Annotated in this window: 13 protein-coding genes; 1 reads left to right on the top strand and 12 read right to left on the bottom strand. The window is 63.4% G+C overall.

Going from position 1 to position 17,506, the window contains the following annotated elements; translation table 11 throughout:
- Window positions 1–20 precede the first annotated feature (20 nt).
- Window positions 21–1,142 carry a tyramine oxidase subunit B gene (locus JOE30_RS07205; protein ID WP_204870014.1) on the bottom strand — a complete coding sequence of 374 codons (1,122 nt, stop codon included), beginning with the start codon at window positions 1,140–1,142 and terminating at the stop codon, window positions 21–23.
- 173 nt (window positions 1,143–1,315) lie between these two features.
- Between JOE30_RS07205 and JOE30_RS07210 the strand changes: the two genes are divergently transcribed.
- Window positions 1,316–2,227: a LysR family transcriptional regulator gene (locus JOE30_RS07210; protein ID WP_204870015.1), complete on the top strand. Its 912-nt coding sequence runs from the start codon at window positions 1,316–1,318 to the stop codon at window positions 2,225–2,227.
- Window positions 2,228–2,242: 15 nt separating this feature from the next.
- Here JOE30_RS07210 and JOE30_RS07215 read toward each other — a convergent pair whose 3' ends face one another.
- The 11 genes from JOE30_RS07215 to JOE30_RS07265 all read right to left on the bottom strand — a co-directional run bounded on the left by JOE30_RS07215 (window position 2,243) and on the right by JOE30_RS07265 (window position 17,068).
- Entirely contained in the window at window positions 2,243–3,643 is a 1,401-nt protein-coding gene (locus JOE30_RS07215; protein ID WP_204870016.1) for an aspartate aminotransferase family protein, read from the bottom strand.
- A 52-nt stretch (window positions 3,644–3,695) separates the two neighbouring features.
- Window positions 3,696–4,019 carry a multidrug efflux SMR transporter gene (locus JOE30_RS07220; protein ID WP_204870840.1) on the bottom strand — a complete coding sequence of 108 codons (324 nt, stop codon included), beginning with the start codon at window positions 4,017–4,019 and terminating at the stop codon, window positions 3,696–3,698.
- Window positions 4,019–4,366 (bottom strand): SMR family transporter, encoded by a 348-nt coding sequence (locus JOE30_RS07225; RefSeq protein ID WP_307806093.1) that lies wholly within the window; start codon window positions 4,364–4,366, stop codon window positions 4,019–4,021. The genes JOE30_RS07220 and JOE30_RS07225 overlap by 1 nt, the downstream gene beginning before the upstream one ends.
- Window positions 4,367–4,442: 76 nt before the next feature.
- Window positions 4,443–6,566, bottom strand: coding sequence for an FAD-dependent oxidoreductase (locus JOE30_RS07230; protein ID WP_239532507.1), 2,124 nt, complete (start codon window positions 6,564–6,566; stop codon window positions 4,443–4,445).
- Between the two features lie 315 nt (window positions 6,567–6,881).
- Window positions 6,882–8,333 carry an aldehyde dehydrogenase family protein gene (locus JOE30_RS07235; RefSeq protein WP_307806094.1) on the bottom strand — a complete coding sequence of 484 codons (1,452 nt, stop codon included), beginning with the start codon at window positions 8,331–8,333 and terminating at the stop codon, window positions 6,882–6,884.
- Between the two features lie 101 nt (window positions 8,334–8,434).
- A complete protein-coding gene (locus JOE30_RS07240) occupies window positions 8,435–9,820 on the bottom strand; it encodes an aspartate aminotransferase family protein (protein ID WP_204870020.1) in 1,386 nt (461 codons plus the stop codon).
- 363 nt (window positions 9,821–10,183) lie between these two features.
- Window positions 10,184–10,954, bottom strand: a complete 771-nt coding sequence (locus JOE30_RS07245; protein ID WP_204870021.1) for an SDR family NAD(P)-dependent oxidoreductase — start codon at window positions 10,952–10,954, stop codon at window positions 10,184–10,186.
- Between the two features lie 91 nt (window positions 10,955–11,045).
- The gene (locus tag JOE30_RS07250) at window positions 11,046–12,425 is read right to left on the bottom strand and encodes an NADP-dependent succinic semialdehyde dehydrogenase (RefSeq protein WP_204870023.1); all 1,380 of its coding nucleotides are present in this window, start codon (window positions 12,423–12,425) and stop codon (window positions 11,046–11,048) included.
- Between the two features lie 182 nt (window positions 12,426–12,607).
- Window positions 12,608–14,263, bottom strand: coding sequence for a PucR family transcriptional regulator (locus JOE30_RS07255; RefSeq protein WP_204870025.1), 1,656 nt, complete (start codon window positions 14,261–14,263; stop codon window positions 12,608–12,610).
- 212 nt (window positions 14,264–14,475) lie between these two features.
- Window positions 14,476–15,702: a nitrate/nitrite transporter gene (locus JOE30_RS07260; RefSeq protein ID WP_209993096.1), complete on the bottom strand. Its 1,227-nt coding sequence runs from the start codon at window positions 15,700–15,702 to the stop codon at window positions 14,476–14,478.
- Window positions 15,703–15,910: 208 nt separating this feature from the next.
- Window positions 15,911–17,068, bottom strand: coding sequence for an aromatic ring-hydroxylating dioxygenase subunit alpha (locus tag JOE30_RS07265; protein ID WP_204870029.1), 1,158 nt, complete (start codon window positions 17,066–17,068; stop codon window positions 15,911–15,913).
- Window positions 17,069–17,506 lie beyond the last annotated feature (438 nt).

Here is a 17,506-nt window from a genome sequence, read left to right on the forward strand (position 1 = left end):
CGGGGAGTGGCCGAACGGCGTCAGTCGGTGTACGGGGATTCCCACAGGTTCAGCTCGGTGCCCACACCCTTGTCCAGAGCGGAGCGGTAGATCTCGTATCCCCAGGACAAGTCGAACACCGACATGCCACAGGCGATGAAGACGATCCGCTCGTCGTCGTCCGCTCGGCCGGGTGCCGTTCCGCGGATGACGGATCCGAGGTCGGCGAAATCGGGGAGGGGAGGAAGTGTGCCGTCGTCGACGAGTCGATACAGCGGTCCACCGATGATGCCGTCGTAGGCCGCCTGCTTGTCCGGAGACGCCTCGGCTTCCTCCACGTAGGCTTCGTGCAGCGGGACGTGGTCGAGTACGACCCGGTTCTCCGTCCAGAATGCATCATCGGGTGAGATGGGACCGGACACGAGAATGGTGGCGCCGGAGGCGAACCAGGAGTTCTCGACGACGAGGGGTTTGACGCGGGACGCGGCCACGCTGACCACGTCGGCAGTCCCCACCGCAGTCTGGAGATCGCTCTCGACGACGGCGTCGACACCGAATTCCTTGCGCGCCCACTCGGCGAAGCCGTTCGCTGCGTCCTCGAAGAGGTCGAAGCAGTAGACCTTCTCCAGCTTCGGAAGTTGGCTGGCGATACCCCGCAGGCATGCACGGTTGATCGGTCCGCATCCCAGGACGGCGACGGTCCGGGAGTCGGATCTGGCGAGATGGCGAGAGGCGACGCCGGGCACTGCCCCGGTCCGAGCGGAGCTCAGCAGGTTGGCCGACATCAGGCACAGCGGCTCGCCAGTGTCCTTGTCGTTCAACATCAACGTGAGGACCGAACGGGGTAGCCCTTTGGCCGTGTTGGCGTGATTGGAGCCGTACCACTTGTTGCCGCACACGTCGAACCGGCCGCCCAGGTATCCGGGCATCGCCACGAACCGGCGGTCCGGGCCTGCAGTCGGCATGTTGGGGAATGCGCTCGACCGGGGAAAGACGACACCCATGCCGTGACTGTTGTGGTTCGGGCCGCCCATCAGATAGTCACCGGACGCGAGAAGTTCGAACGTCTCCTGAGAGACATCGACACAACGGGCAGCGTCGAGCACACCGGCAGCAATGCAGTCGGGTTCGGAGAGGTACAGAAAATTCGTGGCTTTTCCCATGCGGGGACTCCTCGGGAGACGGTCGAGACGGCGTCGAGTGCGGCCTGACCAGTGGTATGAGGTCCCGAGACACCGTTGGCTCGGGACCACTACGATCTTCACGGAGCCGCAGCATTCGGTCCAGCGCATGTTTGGCGCTTATAATCATCGGAATTTCCGAAGGGTGGAGCGAGATGCTGAACCTGCACCGCATGCGATTGCTGGTCGAACTGAGTCGCCGCGGAACTATCGGGCGCGTCGCGGACGCGCTGTCGTACAGCGCGTCGACGGTCAGCCAACAGCTCGGTCAACTGGAGAACGAAGCAGGTGTGCCGCTGCTCGAACAGGTAGGTCGGCGAGTTCGGCTGACCGATGCAGGAGAACTACTGGTTCGTCATGCCGAGGGGATTCTGCAACAGGTCGAGCGGGCTCAGGCTGCGCTGGCCGCCACCCGATCCGACATCGTCGGCGAGGTTCGTATCGCCACGTTCCAGACGGCGGCCATGGCCCTCGTTCCAGGGGTACTGGAGGAGATGAGTGTTCGGCATCCCGACCTCACGTTGTATCTGACCGAGGTGCAGCCGGATTCGGCGACGTCTGCGCTCCAGGCCGGCGAATTCGACCTGATACTCGGTGAGCAGTACCCGGGTGGCGACCAGCCGACGGACACGGGTGTCGACCGCAGGATGCTGTTCGACGACCCGATGCGAATCTATGTGGCCGACAGGTGGAAACCCAACAGGGACCGGAGAGAACTGGCCGATTTCGCGGACGTCCCCTGGATTCTCGAACCGAAGGGAAAGCCGGCGCGCGACTGGGCCGAGACAGCGTGCAGGGCAGCTGGGTTCGAGCCGCGGGTCCGCTTCGAATCTGCGGACCTGTTGGTTCTCGCTCGATTGGCCGAGACCGGGCACGGCGTCACGCTGCTACCCGACCTCGTGTGGGACGGGTACCGTCCGCAGGCGCAGTTCGTGTCCCTCGCCACCAAGCCGGTTCGCAAGGTGTACACCGCCGTTCGTACCGGTGCGGAGACTCGGCCCGTCCTGGTCGAGCTCCGCAACATACTGGTGTCGGTCTCCGACCGTCGTACCGACACCGCGGTGTAGACCGCGAGGCCGAGCTCAGAGAAGCGACTGTGCTTCGCTGAGGACCGCGCGCAAGATCTGCTCCATCTCGTCGAACTCGGACTGTCCGCACGTCAGTGGGGGAGCCAGTTGGACGACTGCGTCACCACGGTCGTCGGGCCGACAGTAGAGACCGGCGTCGAACAGGGCCGCGGGCAGGAATTGCTTGATGATGCGTTCGCGCTGGGTCGCGTCGAGTCGGCCCTTCGTCGACGCGTCGGTGACGAGCTCGATGGCCCAGAAGTAACCGTCGCCGCGGACATCACCCACGATGGGGAGATCGCGTAGCTTGCCCAGAGTCTTCTCGAACCCCGCTTCGTTGTCGAGCACGTGCTGGTTGAGCTTCTCTCGCTCGAAGATGTCGAGATTGGCGAGGGACACCGCCGCCGACACCGGATGCCCCCCGAACGTGTAACCGTGTGCGAACGCAGTGGTGGTGTCCGCCAGGAATGGTTCGATCACCCGTTCGGACGCGATCATCGCGCCGATGGGACTGTATCCGGAGGACATGCCCTTGGCGCAGGTGATGATGTCGGGTGTGTAGCCGAACTTGCTGCACGCGAACATCGTTCCATGACGTCCGAATGCACCGATCACCTCGTCCGACACCAGGAACACGTCGTACTTGTCGCAGATCTCCCGCACGCGTCGGAAGTAGGAGGCAGGCGCAGTGAGGCACCCGCCAGAGTTCTGTACCGGCTCGAGGAAGACCGCCGCGACCGTCTCCGGTCCCTCGAAGAGGATCGCTTCCTCGATTCGGTCGGCGGCCCAGAGTGCATGCAACTCCCGGTCGTCCGCGTGCGCCTCCGCGCGGTAGAAGTTCGTGTTGGCCGCACGGAACCCGCCCGGTGCCAACGGCTCGAACGCTTGTTTCATGGCAGGTACGCCCGTGATGGCGAGGGCCCCGTGCGTCGTGCCGTGGTAGGAAGTCGCCCTGCTGATCACTTTGTGCTTCAACGGTTTCCCGATCAGCTTGAAGTGTTGCTTGGCGACCTTCCATGCACTCTCCACGGCCTCGCCGCCACCGGTGGTGAAGAACACGCGATCGAGATCACCGGGCGTGTAGCTCGCCAGCCTCTCCGCGAGTTCGATCGCAGGGGGAGTTGCGTAGCCCCACACCGGAAAGTAAGCGAGAGTGGCAGCCTGCGCGGCCGCCGCGTCAGCGAGCTCCTGTCGTCCATGACCCGCTTGGACGACGAACAGTGCCGACAGACCGTCGAGGATCTTGCGACCACGGGAGTCGTAGATGTAGTTCCCCTCGCCCCGAGTGATGACGGGGACGTCTTTGTGTCGGAAGGAGCCCATGCGGGTGAAGTGCATCCACAGGTTGTCCACTCCGGCAGTGGTCGGCGTGGATGTGTCCGTCCACGAACCGGTTTCGACGGGACTGGTGGTCATGGTTACTCCTGATCGGGTGACATGTCGGACAGACGTGGTCGTTCGTTGGTCGTCAATGAGCAGCGGAACCAGTTTCGATGAGCAGGACTCCGCCGACGATGGTGGCGATACCGAGCGCCATGATCCACGTCAGTGGCTCTCGGAACAACAGCCTGCCGGCCACGGCAGTGAGAGCCACGCCGCATGCCGCCCAGACCCCGTATGCCACACCGACGGCCATGCCCTCCGACAGCGTCGCGGACAACAATGCGAACGCGACGACATATCCCGCCACGACCGGGACGAGCCACGCCTTCTTGCGTCCACCCTCCGACGCACGGAGAGCGAGGGTCGCCGCGACCTCGACGACGATCGCACCGGACAGAAGCCACCACATCACGCGCGGGCCACCCGTTCGGCGCGGCCGGAGCCGAACTCGACCAGCACGACACCTCCCATGACCAGGAAGATGCCCGCGATCATCGCGCCGGTCATGGGTTCATCGAAGACGAGAGTTCCGAAGAGCGCCGTCAGAGCAATACCCGATGCTGCCCAGATTCCGTAGATCTTTCCGATCGGGGCACCGGCACGCAGAATCATGGACAGCAGGACGAAGGACACGCCGTATCCCGCGACGACGACCGAATACAACGCCTTCGCATCGAGGGCGGCTTTGAGTGACAGGGCCGCCGCTGTCTCCGACAGAACTGCCGCGGTGAGCAGTACCCACACCTTCTTGCGCACACTCACTCTTTCCGTGTCGAAGCACCGGGCCGTCTCGGGCCGACCAGAGGTCGACCCGAGACCGCTCACACTGTGCTCAGGACGTCAACGCACCCGGACGTGTCCGTTCGAGTCGCAACTCCACGAGGCGTTCCCGGTGGTACGGCAACGCGATGGCGGGGTTGGGCGAATCGATCTCGCGTGCCAGACGGTGACCGTCGAACACGGCCTCGGCAATGATTCTCGGAGCGACGCTGTCACCGATCCTGTACACGGATTCGACGCCGTCCTCGAGCAACTGAACGGACCCGATCTCGTCCTGGAGCGTGCGGTAGACGGAGGTGTCCGACACCCGCTGGGTCACCAGGACGACAGCATCCGACGGGTAGAACTGAGTATCGCTCGGATCGGCGTAGGCCGAATGTGCCGTGACACCGTCCTCGGTGAGGGCCACCGGGATGCAGTTCGTCACGATGGTCACGCCCTGCTTGTGCAATTTACGTCGCAGGAAATTGGCTTCCAACGTGTAGTTCGTATAGGGGGCGAGCTCGGACATGTGGGTGAGCAACGTGACCTTCTTGCCACGCGAGGACAGGAGATCGGCCAAGCCGGCGCCGACGTGATAGCCGTCCTGATCGATGATGGTCACGTGGGTTCCGGGCACGTCACGCCCGTGCTTCAGGATGTCCTCCGGAGTGAGGACGTTGGGTGCTTTCGTCGAGATGAGCCCATTCCTGGTGACTGGACCCAGACCGATCTCGGACCAATGAGAGCCGGTGGCCGTGATGACGATGTTCGCGCCGTAGTCCGCAATATCCGCGGCCGACAACTGAGTGTTGGCAATGAACTCGACATTCTTCAGCTTGTCGATCTGAATCATTCGGTAGTCGATGACACGACTCCACTCATTCAGTCCGGGCAAGGTGGACAACCAGCGCAGATGGCCGCCCATCTCCGGCTCGGAGTCGACGAGGTGGACATTGCTCATGCCGCGCTCCCCGAGTACGCGTGCACACTCCATGCCGGCGGGGCCGGCGCCCACGATCAGGACATTGGAGTCGGCGTTGAGCGCCCGGTCGAACCGCTCGGGATGCCAGCCGCGTCGGTATTCCTCGCCGGCGGTCGCGTTCTGGGTGCAGATGATCGGAGGGCCGCCGTGTTCGAAGCGAGAGATGCAGATGTTGCACCCGATGCACTCGCGAATGTCCTCCGGCCGACCTTCCCTGATCTTGTTGGGAAGGAACGGGTCGGCAATGGTGGGCCGTGCCGCGCCGACGATGTCGACCACGCCCTCCTTGATGATCTGAGCCATCGCGCCCGGATCGGTGAAGCGTCCCACAGCGACGACAGGCTTGCTGGTCGTCTCCTTGATTCGCTTCACGTAGTCCAGTGCACGACCCGACCTGAAGAACCGAGACGGGGTCGCGTCGTCGCCCCAGTCGACGCCACCGAGGTACACGTCCCACAGGTCGACGATGTCGTCGCACGCGCGGACGAACGGAAGAACGTCGCGCTCGAGCTGGATGCCCTCGTCACCTCGAAGTGAGTCGGCGGAGAGGCGCACGGAGATGGCCATGTCCGACCCGACTGCTGCGCGCACCTTCTCGATGACCTCGCGCCACATTCGTGCACGGTTCTCGGGAGAACCTCCGTAATTGTCGGTCCGCTTGTTGTAGTACGGCGACAAGAACTGCTCGAGCAGGCCCTCGTGGCCACCGTACAGACAGATGACGTCGAATCCGGCGTCACGCGATCGGAGAGCCGCATCGACGTAGAAACCCTGCACCAGCTCGATGTCGGACAGATCCATCTCGAGGCACGGTGCCATGGAGTACACGTCACTGACGATCTGAGAGGGGGCTCGTGAGACACCGCGAGACTCCATGTTCAGCGGATTGACACCGCCGTACCACAGCTCGATTCCTGCCAGGGAACCCTCCTCGTGAACCATGTCCACCATGAGAGAAAGGTTCGCCACATCTTCTTCGTCCCACAATCGAGCGAGGACGAACGGGAATTGGTCGGCCTCCGGGTGAATGGAGCATTCCTCGGTGAAGATCAATCCCCACCCACCTTCCGCTTTCACCTTGCGGTGGTGCGCCTGAGACCGTGGTTTGGTGGTGCCGAAACTCGTGCAGTGGGGAGTTTGCAGAAACCTGTTCGGAATCGTCTTGGGACCGATGGCGATGGGCTCGAACAAAATCGAGTGGCGAGGATCCATGTCTGTTCTCAACCTTTCTCGCGAATGCGAGGAGATCCGCCGTTCAGGGCTGTGGCGGTGAAAGAGGTAGGGGTAAGCCTGCGCCCTCGGTTGGACGTGCTTCACAATCGATTTTACCGACTTGTGGACTACGTGGCATCCGTTGTCGAGGCTTTGTGGCCGTTGCGGGAGTGCCATTCGAGCTGGTCGGCGCGTAGTGCGCCGTACCTGTTCATTCGCGCGGGAATTGCATTCCCGTGATGCCACTCTGCACGGCGGCCCGAAGACCACCGTGCAGAGTGACGAAACGGTGAAGCTACTCGAGGCGACGTCGAATCATGCGAGGTTGATGTAGGTCGCCTTCAGCTGGGTCCAGTTGTCGAAGGCGTAGTGCGAGTAGTCACGCCCCATGCCGGACTCCTTGAATCCGCCGTGCGGAAGCGTCACGTCGAACAATTCGTCACCGTTGACCAGGACCGCACCTGCGCGAATCTCACGGGCCATGCGGTGTGCCTTGCGAATGTCGTTCGTCCACACCGTGGCAGCGAGACCGTAGTTGGTGTCGTTGGCAATCCGGAGACCCTCCTCGTCGTCGGAGAAGGTGATGACCGAGAGCACCGGTCCGAAGATTTCCTCGCGGGCGACACGCATGTCGTTGGTGACGTTCCGGAGAACCGTGGGTTCGATGTAGAAGCCGCCGGTATCGACCATCGTGGCATTGCCGCCGACGGTGACCTGCGCACCTTCCTCGCGGCCCACGTCGAGGTAACCGAGAACCCGGTCGTACTGACTCTTGTCGACGACCGGCCCCATCACTGCGGTGGGGTCGAACGGGTCGAGCGGCTGCCAGCGTCCTGCCACAGTGTTGAGGTGTTCGATCACCGAGTCCGCGATCGACTCGTGAACGACCATGCGCGAGCTGGAGTCGCACATCTGACCGGTATTGCCGAAAATTGCCTCGGCGGTCTTGACCGCAACCATCTCGTGGTCGGCGGCGTCCGCCAACACGAGGCTGGGGGACTTGCCACCGAGCTCGAGCGACACCTTCTTCAGGTTCGATTCGGCCGCGTACTTCATGATCAGGCGGCCCACGGAAGTCGAGCCCGTGAATCCGATCGCGTCGACGTCCATGTGCAGGGCCAGAGCCTTGCCGGCCGTCTCGCCGAGCCCGGTGACGACGTTGAGCACACCGTCGGGCAGCCCTGCCTCGGTTGCCAGCTCGGCCAGGCGCAGTGCGGCGAGCGGTGACTGCTCGGCCGGCTTCAGGACGACGGTGTTGCCACTGGCCAGCGCCGGAGCCAACTTGACGGACGGCATCAGCAGCGGGAAGTTCCACGGAGTGACGGCTGCCGCGACGCCGATGGGCTCACGGGTGATGGTTGCGTGGGCGTCATGGCCGAGCGGGGCGACGTCTCCGAAGAGGTGATCGACGGCTTCTCCGAACCACTCGAAGACTTCGGCGCTGAACTCGACTTCCCACGTGGCGGAGGCGATCGGCTTGCCCATGTCGGCGGTCAGCAGAGCCGCCATCTCGTCCTTGTTCTCGAGCATGAGCACCGAGAGACGCTGGAGAACCCTCTTGCGTTCGCGTGGACTGCGACGGCGCCAGTCCGACGTCTCGAACGCTTTCCGTGCCGACGCCACCGCGCGGTCGACGTCGGCATCGCCACACGACGCGATGGACGGGAGAGCCTGACCGTTGACGGGTGTCACACGTGCGAATGTGTCGTCGGTCTGAGGATCCACGAACGCGCCGTCGATGTACGGCCTGTTCAGCCGTGCGATCACCGGGTAACGCTGAACAACCGAGTTATCGACTGCTTGGACTGACATTGAATCCCTCTCGATGTGCACTGTTCGATATGCGGAAATGACTGCCGGACTTGTGACTACACACCCAGCGACGCACGTGTCGCGGAGATCGACTCGCCGACCCTCTCGACGATGGCGTCGATGTCCTCGGTCTGGATGGTCAGAGCCGGGAGGAAACCGATGGTCCTGTTGTTGCGGTACGAGCGCACGAGGACACGACGACGAGCGAACTCTTCGTGGACGCGTACTCCGAATTCGTCGCCGTACTCGTCGAGCTTGAGGTTGATGGCGACCATCATGCCTGTGGCACGCGCGGAACTCTTGTCCAGGATGTCCTGACTGTCGGCCAGTCTGGAGAGCTGCTGAGCGAAGTAGTCACCACCGCGCAGAGCCTGGCCGACCACGTCCTCGCGCTCCATGATGTCGATGGTCGCGAGAGCGACTGCGCATGCGGCCGGATGCCCACCGTAGGTGACGCCGTGGACGAACTTCTCGCCACTTGCCGCAAGAGCCTCCCGCACCCTGCTCGACACTCCGACCACCGATAGTGGCAGGTAGCCGGCTGTGATCGCCTTGGACATCGTGAGGATGTCGGGTGAGACGTTCCAGCGGTTGATCGCGAACAGTGCGCCCGCGCGGCCGAATCCCACCAGAACTTCGTCGGCGATCAGCAGGACGTCGTACCGGTCGCAGATCGCGCGGATCTGCGGCCAGTAGTCGTCCGGCGGGCAGTACAGACCGTTCGGCGTGGAGATCGGTTCCGCGAGGAATGCTGCGACGTTCTCCGGCCCCACACGAAGAATCTCGTCCTCGAGTGCCTGAGCTGATCCGACGCTGCCGCTCTCGGGCTGTGCGATGTGCGAGAAGCCCGACAGCAGCGGGCCGATGTTCGACCACATCGCCCGGTCGCCCGTCATGCTGGCTCCGCCGTAGCTCACACCGTGGTAGCTGTTCATCCGGCCGATGATGTGGATCTTCTCCGGTCGTCCGTTGGTGATGTTGGAGAACCGGGCGATCTTGATGGCGGTCTCGACGGCGTCGGAGCCGCCCACGCCGTAGAAGAACTGGTCGATGCCGGCGGGTGTGATGTGGGCGAGGCGGTCGGCCAGTTGCGAGGCCCAGACATGACTGCGGTTGTGGTAGAAGTGCGTTCCGAAAGCCAGCGACTTGAGAGTGGAGGCAGCGACGTCGGCGAGCTCGTCGCGTCCGTATCCCAGGCTGACGTTCGCCTGGCCGGCACATCCGTCCAACCACTCGTTTCCGTCGACGTCGATCAGTCGCACACCTCTTCCCGACGCGAAGATGGGTCCGGGGGCAGCGTCACGATCGAAGTTGGTGAAACCGTGCATGACGTGTCGTCGGTCGAAACCGATCAACTCGTCGGGCGCCGCGGTGATGCCTGTCGATGCCCCGAGGCCGGATGCGTCATGGACGTCGGCGAGGGTGGAGGAGGTTGCTTGCATGCTCCGAGCATGGTTCTCGGCGGTATTCTCCAACCAGAGGCAAGGTGTAGGAACCTGGTCACACGGGCCTGACAGACTGTCCATGGCTGCATGTCGGTGAACATCGTCGATGGTGGCCGCGTTCACGGATCAGCGCGCCGGCCTGCAGACATCGGCCCGAATGTGCCCGTGTCGGGAGGTGGCTGCCATCGTCGTTGGTAGGTGGGTACGTCTCGAGTGCCGGCCGAATCCGAAACGTGGCGCGGTGGTCGACGGGTGCGAGCACGGGGGTCCGACGACGAGTTCCGTCCACACACGACCGGGAGCCCGAACCGATCGAGGCGCAATCGGTTCGGGCGGATCCACAGTCGCGGCTACGAATGGTCAGTACGTCTTGGCGGTCAGTCCGTCGTCGACGACCATGGACGTTCCCGTCATACCCCTCGACTCCTCCGAGGCGAGAAACACGATGACAGCAGCAACATCGGCCGGTGACAGAATCCGGCGAGTCGGATAGAGCTGCTCCATCGAATCACGCGCAGCCGCGGGATTCGTCGCTGTCTCGAAGAAGTGTTCCAACATCGGCGAGTCGAAGTCGCCGGGGCACACGGCGTTACAGCGGATTCCCTCTGCTGCGTACGCGATGGCCGTGTCTCGGGTGAGTCCGAGGACACCCGACTTGGTGGCGACATATCCTGCTGTGTCGCCGGTAGCGGTGAAACCGGCCACGGACGCGGTGTTGACGATCGAGCCCCCGTGCCCCTGCTCCCGCATCGCGAGCACAGCGTGCTTCGTACCCCAGAACACCGATGTGAGGTTTGCTGCGAGCGACGCAGACCATTGTTCGTTCGTGGTCTCGTGAATCGCAGCGGTGACCAGATACGCGGCATTGTTGTGCATGATGTCGATGCGCCCGAATTCCGAGCGGCATCGGTCGATCATCGCTCGGATGTCGGCCTCGACGGTGACGTCTCCCTGGTGGAAGAGTGCCTTCCCGCCATCAGCGACGACTGCGTCGACTGCCCTCTGACCACGCTCGCGATCACGACCGACAGCGATGACGGATGCGCCTTCACGGGTCATGGCCTGCAGAGTCGCGAGACCCAGACCACTGGTCGCTCCGGTGATGACTGCGGACTTACCTGCCAAGCGCATGGGTTGCCTCCTCTGTCAGGGCGTCCGTTCGCCGAGTCACGTCGGAGAGAGATGACCGCACTTGGTCACCCGGAACACGTCGCTCAGTCATTCACTTCACCCACACGGTCTTGGCGTTGCAGAACTCCCGGAGGCCGTGGTACGAGAGTTCGCGGCCGTAGCCCGAACGCTTCGTACCACCGAAGGGAAGTTCGGGATACGACGTCGTCATCCCATTGATGAACACCTGGCCCGCAGCAATCTCCGCGGCGAACCGATCCTGCTCCTCCCGCGAACTGGTCCACGCCGATGAGCCCAGGCCGAACGGTGTGGAGTTCGCGACCGCGATCGCGTCGTCCATGTCCGTGACCCGGTGGAGCATGGCAACAGGCCCGAACACCTCCTCGTCGTTCACCCGCATCTCGGACGAGATGTCGGAGATGACCGTCGGCTGGAAGTACCAGCCCGGACCATCCAGTGCTCGTCCTCCGCACAGGATCGACGCACCCTTGTCGATCGCGTCGTCCACGAGTTCCTTCACCTCGTCACGGCCGTCGGACGTGGCCAGGGGGCCCACGTCCGTCGTGTCGTCGACGGGATCCCCGACCACCAGGGCCGACATCGCCTCGACGAAACGGGTGGTGAACTGGTCGTAGACGTCCGCGTGTACGAGGAATCGCTTCGCGGCGATGCACGACTGACCGTTGTTCTGAGTGCGGGCAGTGACCGCGGTCGCGACGGCCGACTCCAGGTCGGCGGAGGGCATCACGATGAAGGGATCGTTGCCCCCCAGTTCGAGAACGGAAGGCTTGATCTCGTCACCGCAGATCGACGCGACCGACCGTCCCGCCCACTCACTTCCGGTGATCGTCGCCGCGGCGACCCGCGGGTCCCTCAACACGCCCTCGACCTGGCCGGCCGAGATCAGCAGCGTCTGGAAGCAACCCTTCGGGAAGCCACTACGTTCGAAGAGGTCCTGGATGTACATCGCGCACTGCGGGACGTTCGATGCATGCTTCAGCAGACCCACGTTGCCGGCCATCAAGGCCGGCGCCGCGAAGCGCAACACCTGCCAGAAGGGGTAGTTCCAGGGCATGACGGCGAGCACGACGCCCAGGGACTCGTACCGGGTGTACGCACGCGAAGCTCCGACGGTGTCGGCGCCGCCGGGCAGCGCTTCGTCGGCGAGCATGGCTTCGGCATTGTCTGCGTAGAAACGCAGACCCTTCACGCACTTCGCGGCCTCTCCGCGCGCAGCGGCGAGGGTCTTACCCATTTCGAGTGTCATCATCTCGGCCACGGTGTCGATGTCGGCTTCGAGATTGTCTGCCGCCGCGTGCATCCAGGTCGCCCGCTGCTCGAAGCTCACCGTACGAAACTGCTTCCAGCGAGCGTCTGCGATGCGGATTGCTTCCTGCACCTCCGATTCGGACATCGGCTCGAACGACTTGACAGTCGCGCCGGTAGCGGGATTGATAGTTGCGATCGCCATGTTGGGTCTGCCCTTTCTCGGTGACCGGGGCCGCACACTCGACGACGTACGAAGGACACCCGGCCGATCACAAGCAAGACTTCATGCTGTGGACCGTCAGGACAATGGACAGTTCGTCAGTCGGTGGCTCCTCTGACCGACATCTTGAGGCTTGCTGGTCGAACGAGCGACTCCATGTCCGTTCAATCCCAGAAGTCGTCCACGGCCTCGGGAAGCTGCCGCATGATGCGCAGAGCGAGGTGTAGTCCGAGTCGGGTGTCCGGATCGTCGAGATCCACTTCGAGCAGGGATTCGATTCGTTCGACTCGGCTGTACAGCGACTGGCGCTCGAGGTGCAGAGCCCTGGCCGCTTCCGCTTTCCGGCCGTTGAGGCGCAGTAGTACCTGCAGCGTCTTGAACAGCTCGCTACGGCGTTGTCGATCGTGATCCAGAAGAGTGTCGAGTCGAAGGTGCGCGAACCGCGCCAGGTCAGGATTCTGGCGGAGGCTCCACAACAACCGATCGAGGTCGAGATCGACCGCATCGTGCCACGCTCGCGGTTGACTCTGCATGGATCCTTCCATCGCTTCCACGCTGAGGATCAGTCCCTCACCGGCCGCCTGCCACGTGTGAACGGCCGAGCCGGCGCAGATGATCGCGCCGTTCGGCATGCCGATGTGTCGATCCGCCGCCTCCTGCACCACTGCCGCGAACCGGTCGACCGCGGCTCTTCTCTGGGTGACGTCCTCCAGGCCGAGCATGACCAGACTGATGTCGTTCGACGGCGCCTGGTCGATCATCGCGCTCACGCGGCGCCCCTTCATCTCCGCGTTGACGTCGTCCCAGATCTGCTTCCACAACCTGTCCTCGAGACTGAGCGGCCGTGAACGGTGGTGGGCGGCCGCACGAATTGCCAGCGGCAACAGAACTGGTGCCGTGAACCCCAGGGTCGCTGCGCGAGACTCGGCTCTGTACGGCGGCATCTCACCGTGCATCAACGCCGTCAGGAAGCCTCGCTGGTTCCGGGCAGCGACACTGTCCTGGTGCTCGTCCCGCATGAGCACCAGGCTGATGATTCCCGCCGTCCGTTCCAGGGCTACCTCGTCGGCCTCCGTGAACGGACGATTCAGCGACAATGCGACGATTCGTCCGGCAGATCGTTCGCGTATCGCCAACACTGTCTCGAGAGCATCCGGGGCGGTACCGATCCGACGAGTGAATTGCTCCCATGCCGCCGCCACGTCTCGCTCGGTCAGGGTGTGCAGGGCCTGGTACACGAAGCCTCCGTACTGGCGCTCGTAGATGACCGGGTTCTGCACGGCCTCCGCCAGAATGTCCAGGATCTCGGGGATGCGTCCGTTCGCGAGAGCCAGTTGCGTGAGGCGGTCCTGCAGTTGGTGTGCACTGTCCAGCAGACCGAGTTTGTACGACACGATCTGGCTGTGAATGGCCTCGGTGATATCGATGAAGGCGACAGGTAGATGTAGAGCGATCAGGGTCAGCCCGTGTTCGCGACAGGCGGCCACCACGTTCTTCGGCAGCGTCCGGTGCCGTGGCCCCAACTCGATGACGAGTGCGGCCACACCGCGCTCGGTGAGCTCGGCGATCAGACGTCGGTCCTCGACCGCGCTGCCGAACATCCGGCCCTCGGACAACAACAGTTCGCCACCTCTGAGTACCGAAGCGATGTCCCGTACCTCGAAGACGTGAACCCACCTGAGCGGGATGTCCAGGTTGTCCGAGCCGACCACGACCTCGGGCGCGCCACCCCGCAGGATCGGAAGATCCAGGGCAGCGCGCACCGTGAGGGCACCCCCACCGGGTGTTGCTGCGCCTGAGCTGGTTCGAGCTGAGTCCATGGACCGATTATCCCCTTCGCGCGACACGCAGCGGTCGTCGCCACGGGGGCGCGAGGTGCGGGCAGAGAATTCTGCGGTCCGCAGCTGCGCCGACCGGGCAACCTCGGGTAGCGCCGTGTTCGCTGTGAGCACCCGAACTCGAAACGCCACCATCGGTTGTCGGACCGAGGGTGGCGTTTCGGTGACGCAGACGATGGACAGGTGTGCTTACTTCACCGACTCGCACGCACCGAGTCGGCCGGCTCGATCGTTTCTTCACGATGTGCGGCGAGGGGGTCGAGAAAGAACACCGGCACGACGCAGACACCGAAGATGACGGCGATGGCAATGCCGAAGCCCAGCGTGTAGCTGCCGGTGATGTCACGGAGCCATCCGAGTGCATACGGGAAGAGGGTGCCCGCGGTGATCCACGGAACCCCGACCACGAGTCCGTTCACCAGACCGATCGCGCGGTCGTCGCGCACCGAGTCGATGGCCATCGACAGGGCGAGGGGCTCTCCGAAATACAGGCCCAGCCCGATCACGGGAACAGCGAGAACCACCACGACGTAATTGCCGGCCGCCAGTCCCGCGGTCAGAACGGCCAGGGCAGCGACGATGACGACACCGGACCAGAGGATCAGCCTCTTGTGGTTCAGCGACCGCCCGGTCAGGAACGCGGCCGAGAAGGCAGCGACCATTCCGATGACCGAGAACATCGAGGAGAAGAAGCCGGCGGTGCTTTCGGACCACCCCGCCTCGTCGACGAGAATCCCGGGGAGCCACACAGTCATCATCGTGAGCAGACCCACGCCACCGCACCAGAAGATGGTGGCCACGAGCACGTTTCGGTGTCTGGCGGCCGACCAGGCGCTGCGCTTCGATCGCTCGACGACCGACGAGGCTGCGGTTGCCGGAACCACCGGAGTGACGTCGCGTGAGAACAGCAACACGATCGGAATCATGGCCAGAAGGATGACCGACTCGAACGCGATGCCGTTTCGCCAGCCGAAGGCAGACAGGGCGAAGGCCAGGACGAAGATGGACAGGAGAACACCCACACCGTCTCCCGACATCATGATGCCGGTCGCCCTCTTGGTCTGCCTGTCACTCTGGAACCATTCCGCAGCGAGCGTGTAGGTGCCGACGAACAGCAGTCCGACCGCGAACCCGCTGACGGCACGGCCGGTGATCGCCAGGACGTAACCCTCTGCGAGAGAGAACATGGCGAGGCCGACCACTCCACACAGAAGGCCCAGCAGCACGACGTTCTTGCTGCCCCACTTGGACGCCGCCAGGCCACCCGCGAGGATCATGACACCCGCGGAGAATCCCGTGACGGCCGACAGACTGCCGGCTTGGGAGAAGCTCAAGCTCAGGTCGGCCTTGATGTCGTTCAGGCTCGGCGCCCAGCCGTTGTAGGCGATCAGACCGCCGACCAATGCAATGTAGGAGACCATGAGGTTGGTCCACTTGTTTGTTGCACACTTCACCATCGAGAAGATTCCATTCTGACGCGAACTGATGACGAGGCCGAGCGTCCGCCACGCGGCGCGAGCCCGACGACTACTGACCCGCTTCTCGAACACCGCTGGGTCGACGGCATGCATGACAGCGGTCGACCCAGCGGGCCCTGTGGGGTTCTACGAGATCGGTCGGGGTGGACAGTCAGCGTTCGGAGTCTTCGAGTTCGCCGATCATGTCCAGATAGAGGCGCAACGAAGCGCGAATTCCGGGTTCCTGGTCGAAACTGTTCGGCCCGGGTGTGTACTTGCTCGAACTCAGGCCCTTCTGCTGGCGCTCCTGAATGTGCAGGTCCTGAATGTTCGTCACATCCCAGATCTTGATCAGCTCGTCCACGTCGTAGTCCTCGCCCTCGACGGCGTCCTCGTGAACGAACCACTGGCACAGCATCTTGGTCCTGGTCGCCGAGACGGGAATGGTCGTTGCCACCATCCCGTAGTCCGGGTGGAATCCGCCCCACGCGTATCCCGGCTGGGTCATGAACCCGGCACCGAACTCACGAGGAATCTCGGCTCCCTCGGCGAACTTGCCGAGCAGCTTCCTGGACACGAAAGAACCGTCCATGGACAACGAATCGAGTTCGGCCTTGACCGGGATGACGAGGCCCTGCACCACTTCGGGAACCATGTCGCGGTCGTAGTAGTCGGACATCTCTTCCGCATTGAGGACCACGCAGAACTCGGGATGAACGCTGGGGCAGTGGTAGCACTCGACGCCGTTCTCCAGGAGCAGCTTCCAGTTGGCTTCCGCGTCGTAGACGATCTCGTGCGCGATCTTCATACGAGTCGGCTCGATCATGTCCATGTCTGCCGTGCTTTTCTCGTCGATCATCGAGGCGACCGGCTTCGGCGCCTCGTCTGCGAGGCACACGAAGATGAACCCTCTCCAGACGTCGACATGGATCTTGAACAGTCCGAAGTCGGAATAGTCGAAATTGTCACCATCGGTCTGGCGGGTCGCGGTCTTCAACTCGCCGTCGAGTGCGTAACTCCAGGAGTGGTAAGGGCAGACCAGTCGCTTACGTACGGAGCCGGTCGGCTGGTCGCACAGCCTGAGCGCCCGGTGCCTGCAGACGTTGTGGACCGCGTTCACCGTGTCCCCCTCGTCCCTGATCAGGAGGAGGCTCTCGTCTCCGAGCTCGAAGGTGAAGTAGTCCCCGCGCTTCGGAATCTGCGACATGTGGCCGACGTACACCCACTGCCGGGACCAGACCTGGTCCATTTCCGTCTTGAAGTGCTCCGGTGAGACGTAGTACTCGCGCGGAAGGCTGGTGAAGTATTTCCCGTGGTCGAGCTTGGTCATCGAGCCTCCAAAAAGGGGTGTTGCAGGATGTGAGATAAGCCATTCTTCACCCCGGTGATCACTCGGTTGACCCTCACGGTGTCAGGTATGGACGCCGCAAACCCAGCACAGTGTCGGGTCGTCCGGGTTTGGGTCACCGGGGCGTTGCCCCTGTGTTGCGATCACGTGTCGTCGGAATGCGACAATCCACCGTTTCGACGTCTACCGGTCACACCGGCGTGGATCGGCCGAACGCACTACCGACGTGAGTCCTACCGCGCCCCGGGCGCTCGCGTGACACTGTGTCCAGACACGTCGGACCAACACATGACAACAGGAGTCTCGGTCCGGTCGGGCCCGTCTGCGACGGTTGTCGAGGCGTTCGAAGGTGGTCGGCACGATCGGCCCACGCCCGAGCGGATCTGCCTCCGGCGGTGACGCTTCGTGTCCAGGGAACCC

Source organism: Rhodococcus sp. PvP016 (assembly GCF_017832185.1).
GTDB lineage: Bacteria > Actinomycetota > Actinomycetes > Mycobacteriales > Mycobacteriaceae > Rhodococcoides.

Bases quoted from the DNA above. Each gene is read 5' to 3' on its own strand.
- JOE30_RS07205 (WP_204870014.1), bottom strand. From the start codon at position 1,142: ATGGGAAAAGCCACGAATTTTCTGTACCTCTCCGAACCCGACTGCATT.
- JOE30_RS07210 (WP_204870015.1), top strand. From the start codon at position 1,316: ATGCTGAACCTGCACCGCATGCGATTGCTGGTCGAACTGAGTCGCCGC.
- JOE30_RS07215 (WP_204870016.1), bottom strand. From the start codon at position 3,643: ATGACCACCAGTCCCGTCGAAACCGGTTCGTGGACGGACACATCCACG.
- JOE30_RS07220 (WP_204870840.1), bottom strand. From the start codon at position 4,019: ATGTGGTGGCTTCTGTCCGGTGCGATCGTCGTCGAGGTCGCGGCGACC.
- JOE30_RS07230 (WP_239532507.1), bottom strand. From the start codon at position 6,566: ATGGATCCTCGCCACTCGATTTTGTTCGAGCCCATCGCCATCGGTCCC.
- JOE30_RS07240 (WP_204870020.1), bottom strand. From the start codon at position 9,820: ATGCAAGCAACCTCCTCCACCCTCGCCGACGTCCATGACGCATCCGGC.
- JOE30_RS07245 (WP_204870021.1), bottom strand. From the start codon at position 10,954: ATGCGCTTGGCAGGTAAGTCCGCAGTCATCACCGGAGCGACCAGTGGT.
- JOE30_RS07250 (WP_204870023.1), bottom strand. From the start codon at position 12,425: ATGGCGATCGCAACTATCAATCCCGCTACCGGCGCGACTGTCAAGTCG.
- JOE30_RS07255 (WP_204870025.1), bottom strand. From the start codon at position 14,263: ATGGACTCAGCTCGAACCAGCTCAGGCGCAGCAACACCCGGTGGGGGT.
- JOE30_RS07260 (WP_209993096.1), bottom strand. From the start codon at position 15,702: ATGGTCTCCTACATTGCATTGGTCGGCGGTCTGATCGCCTACAACGGC.
- JOE30_RS07265 (WP_204870029.1), bottom strand. From the start codon at position 17,068: ATGACCAAGCTCGACCACGGGAAATACTTCACCAGCCTTCCGCGCGAG.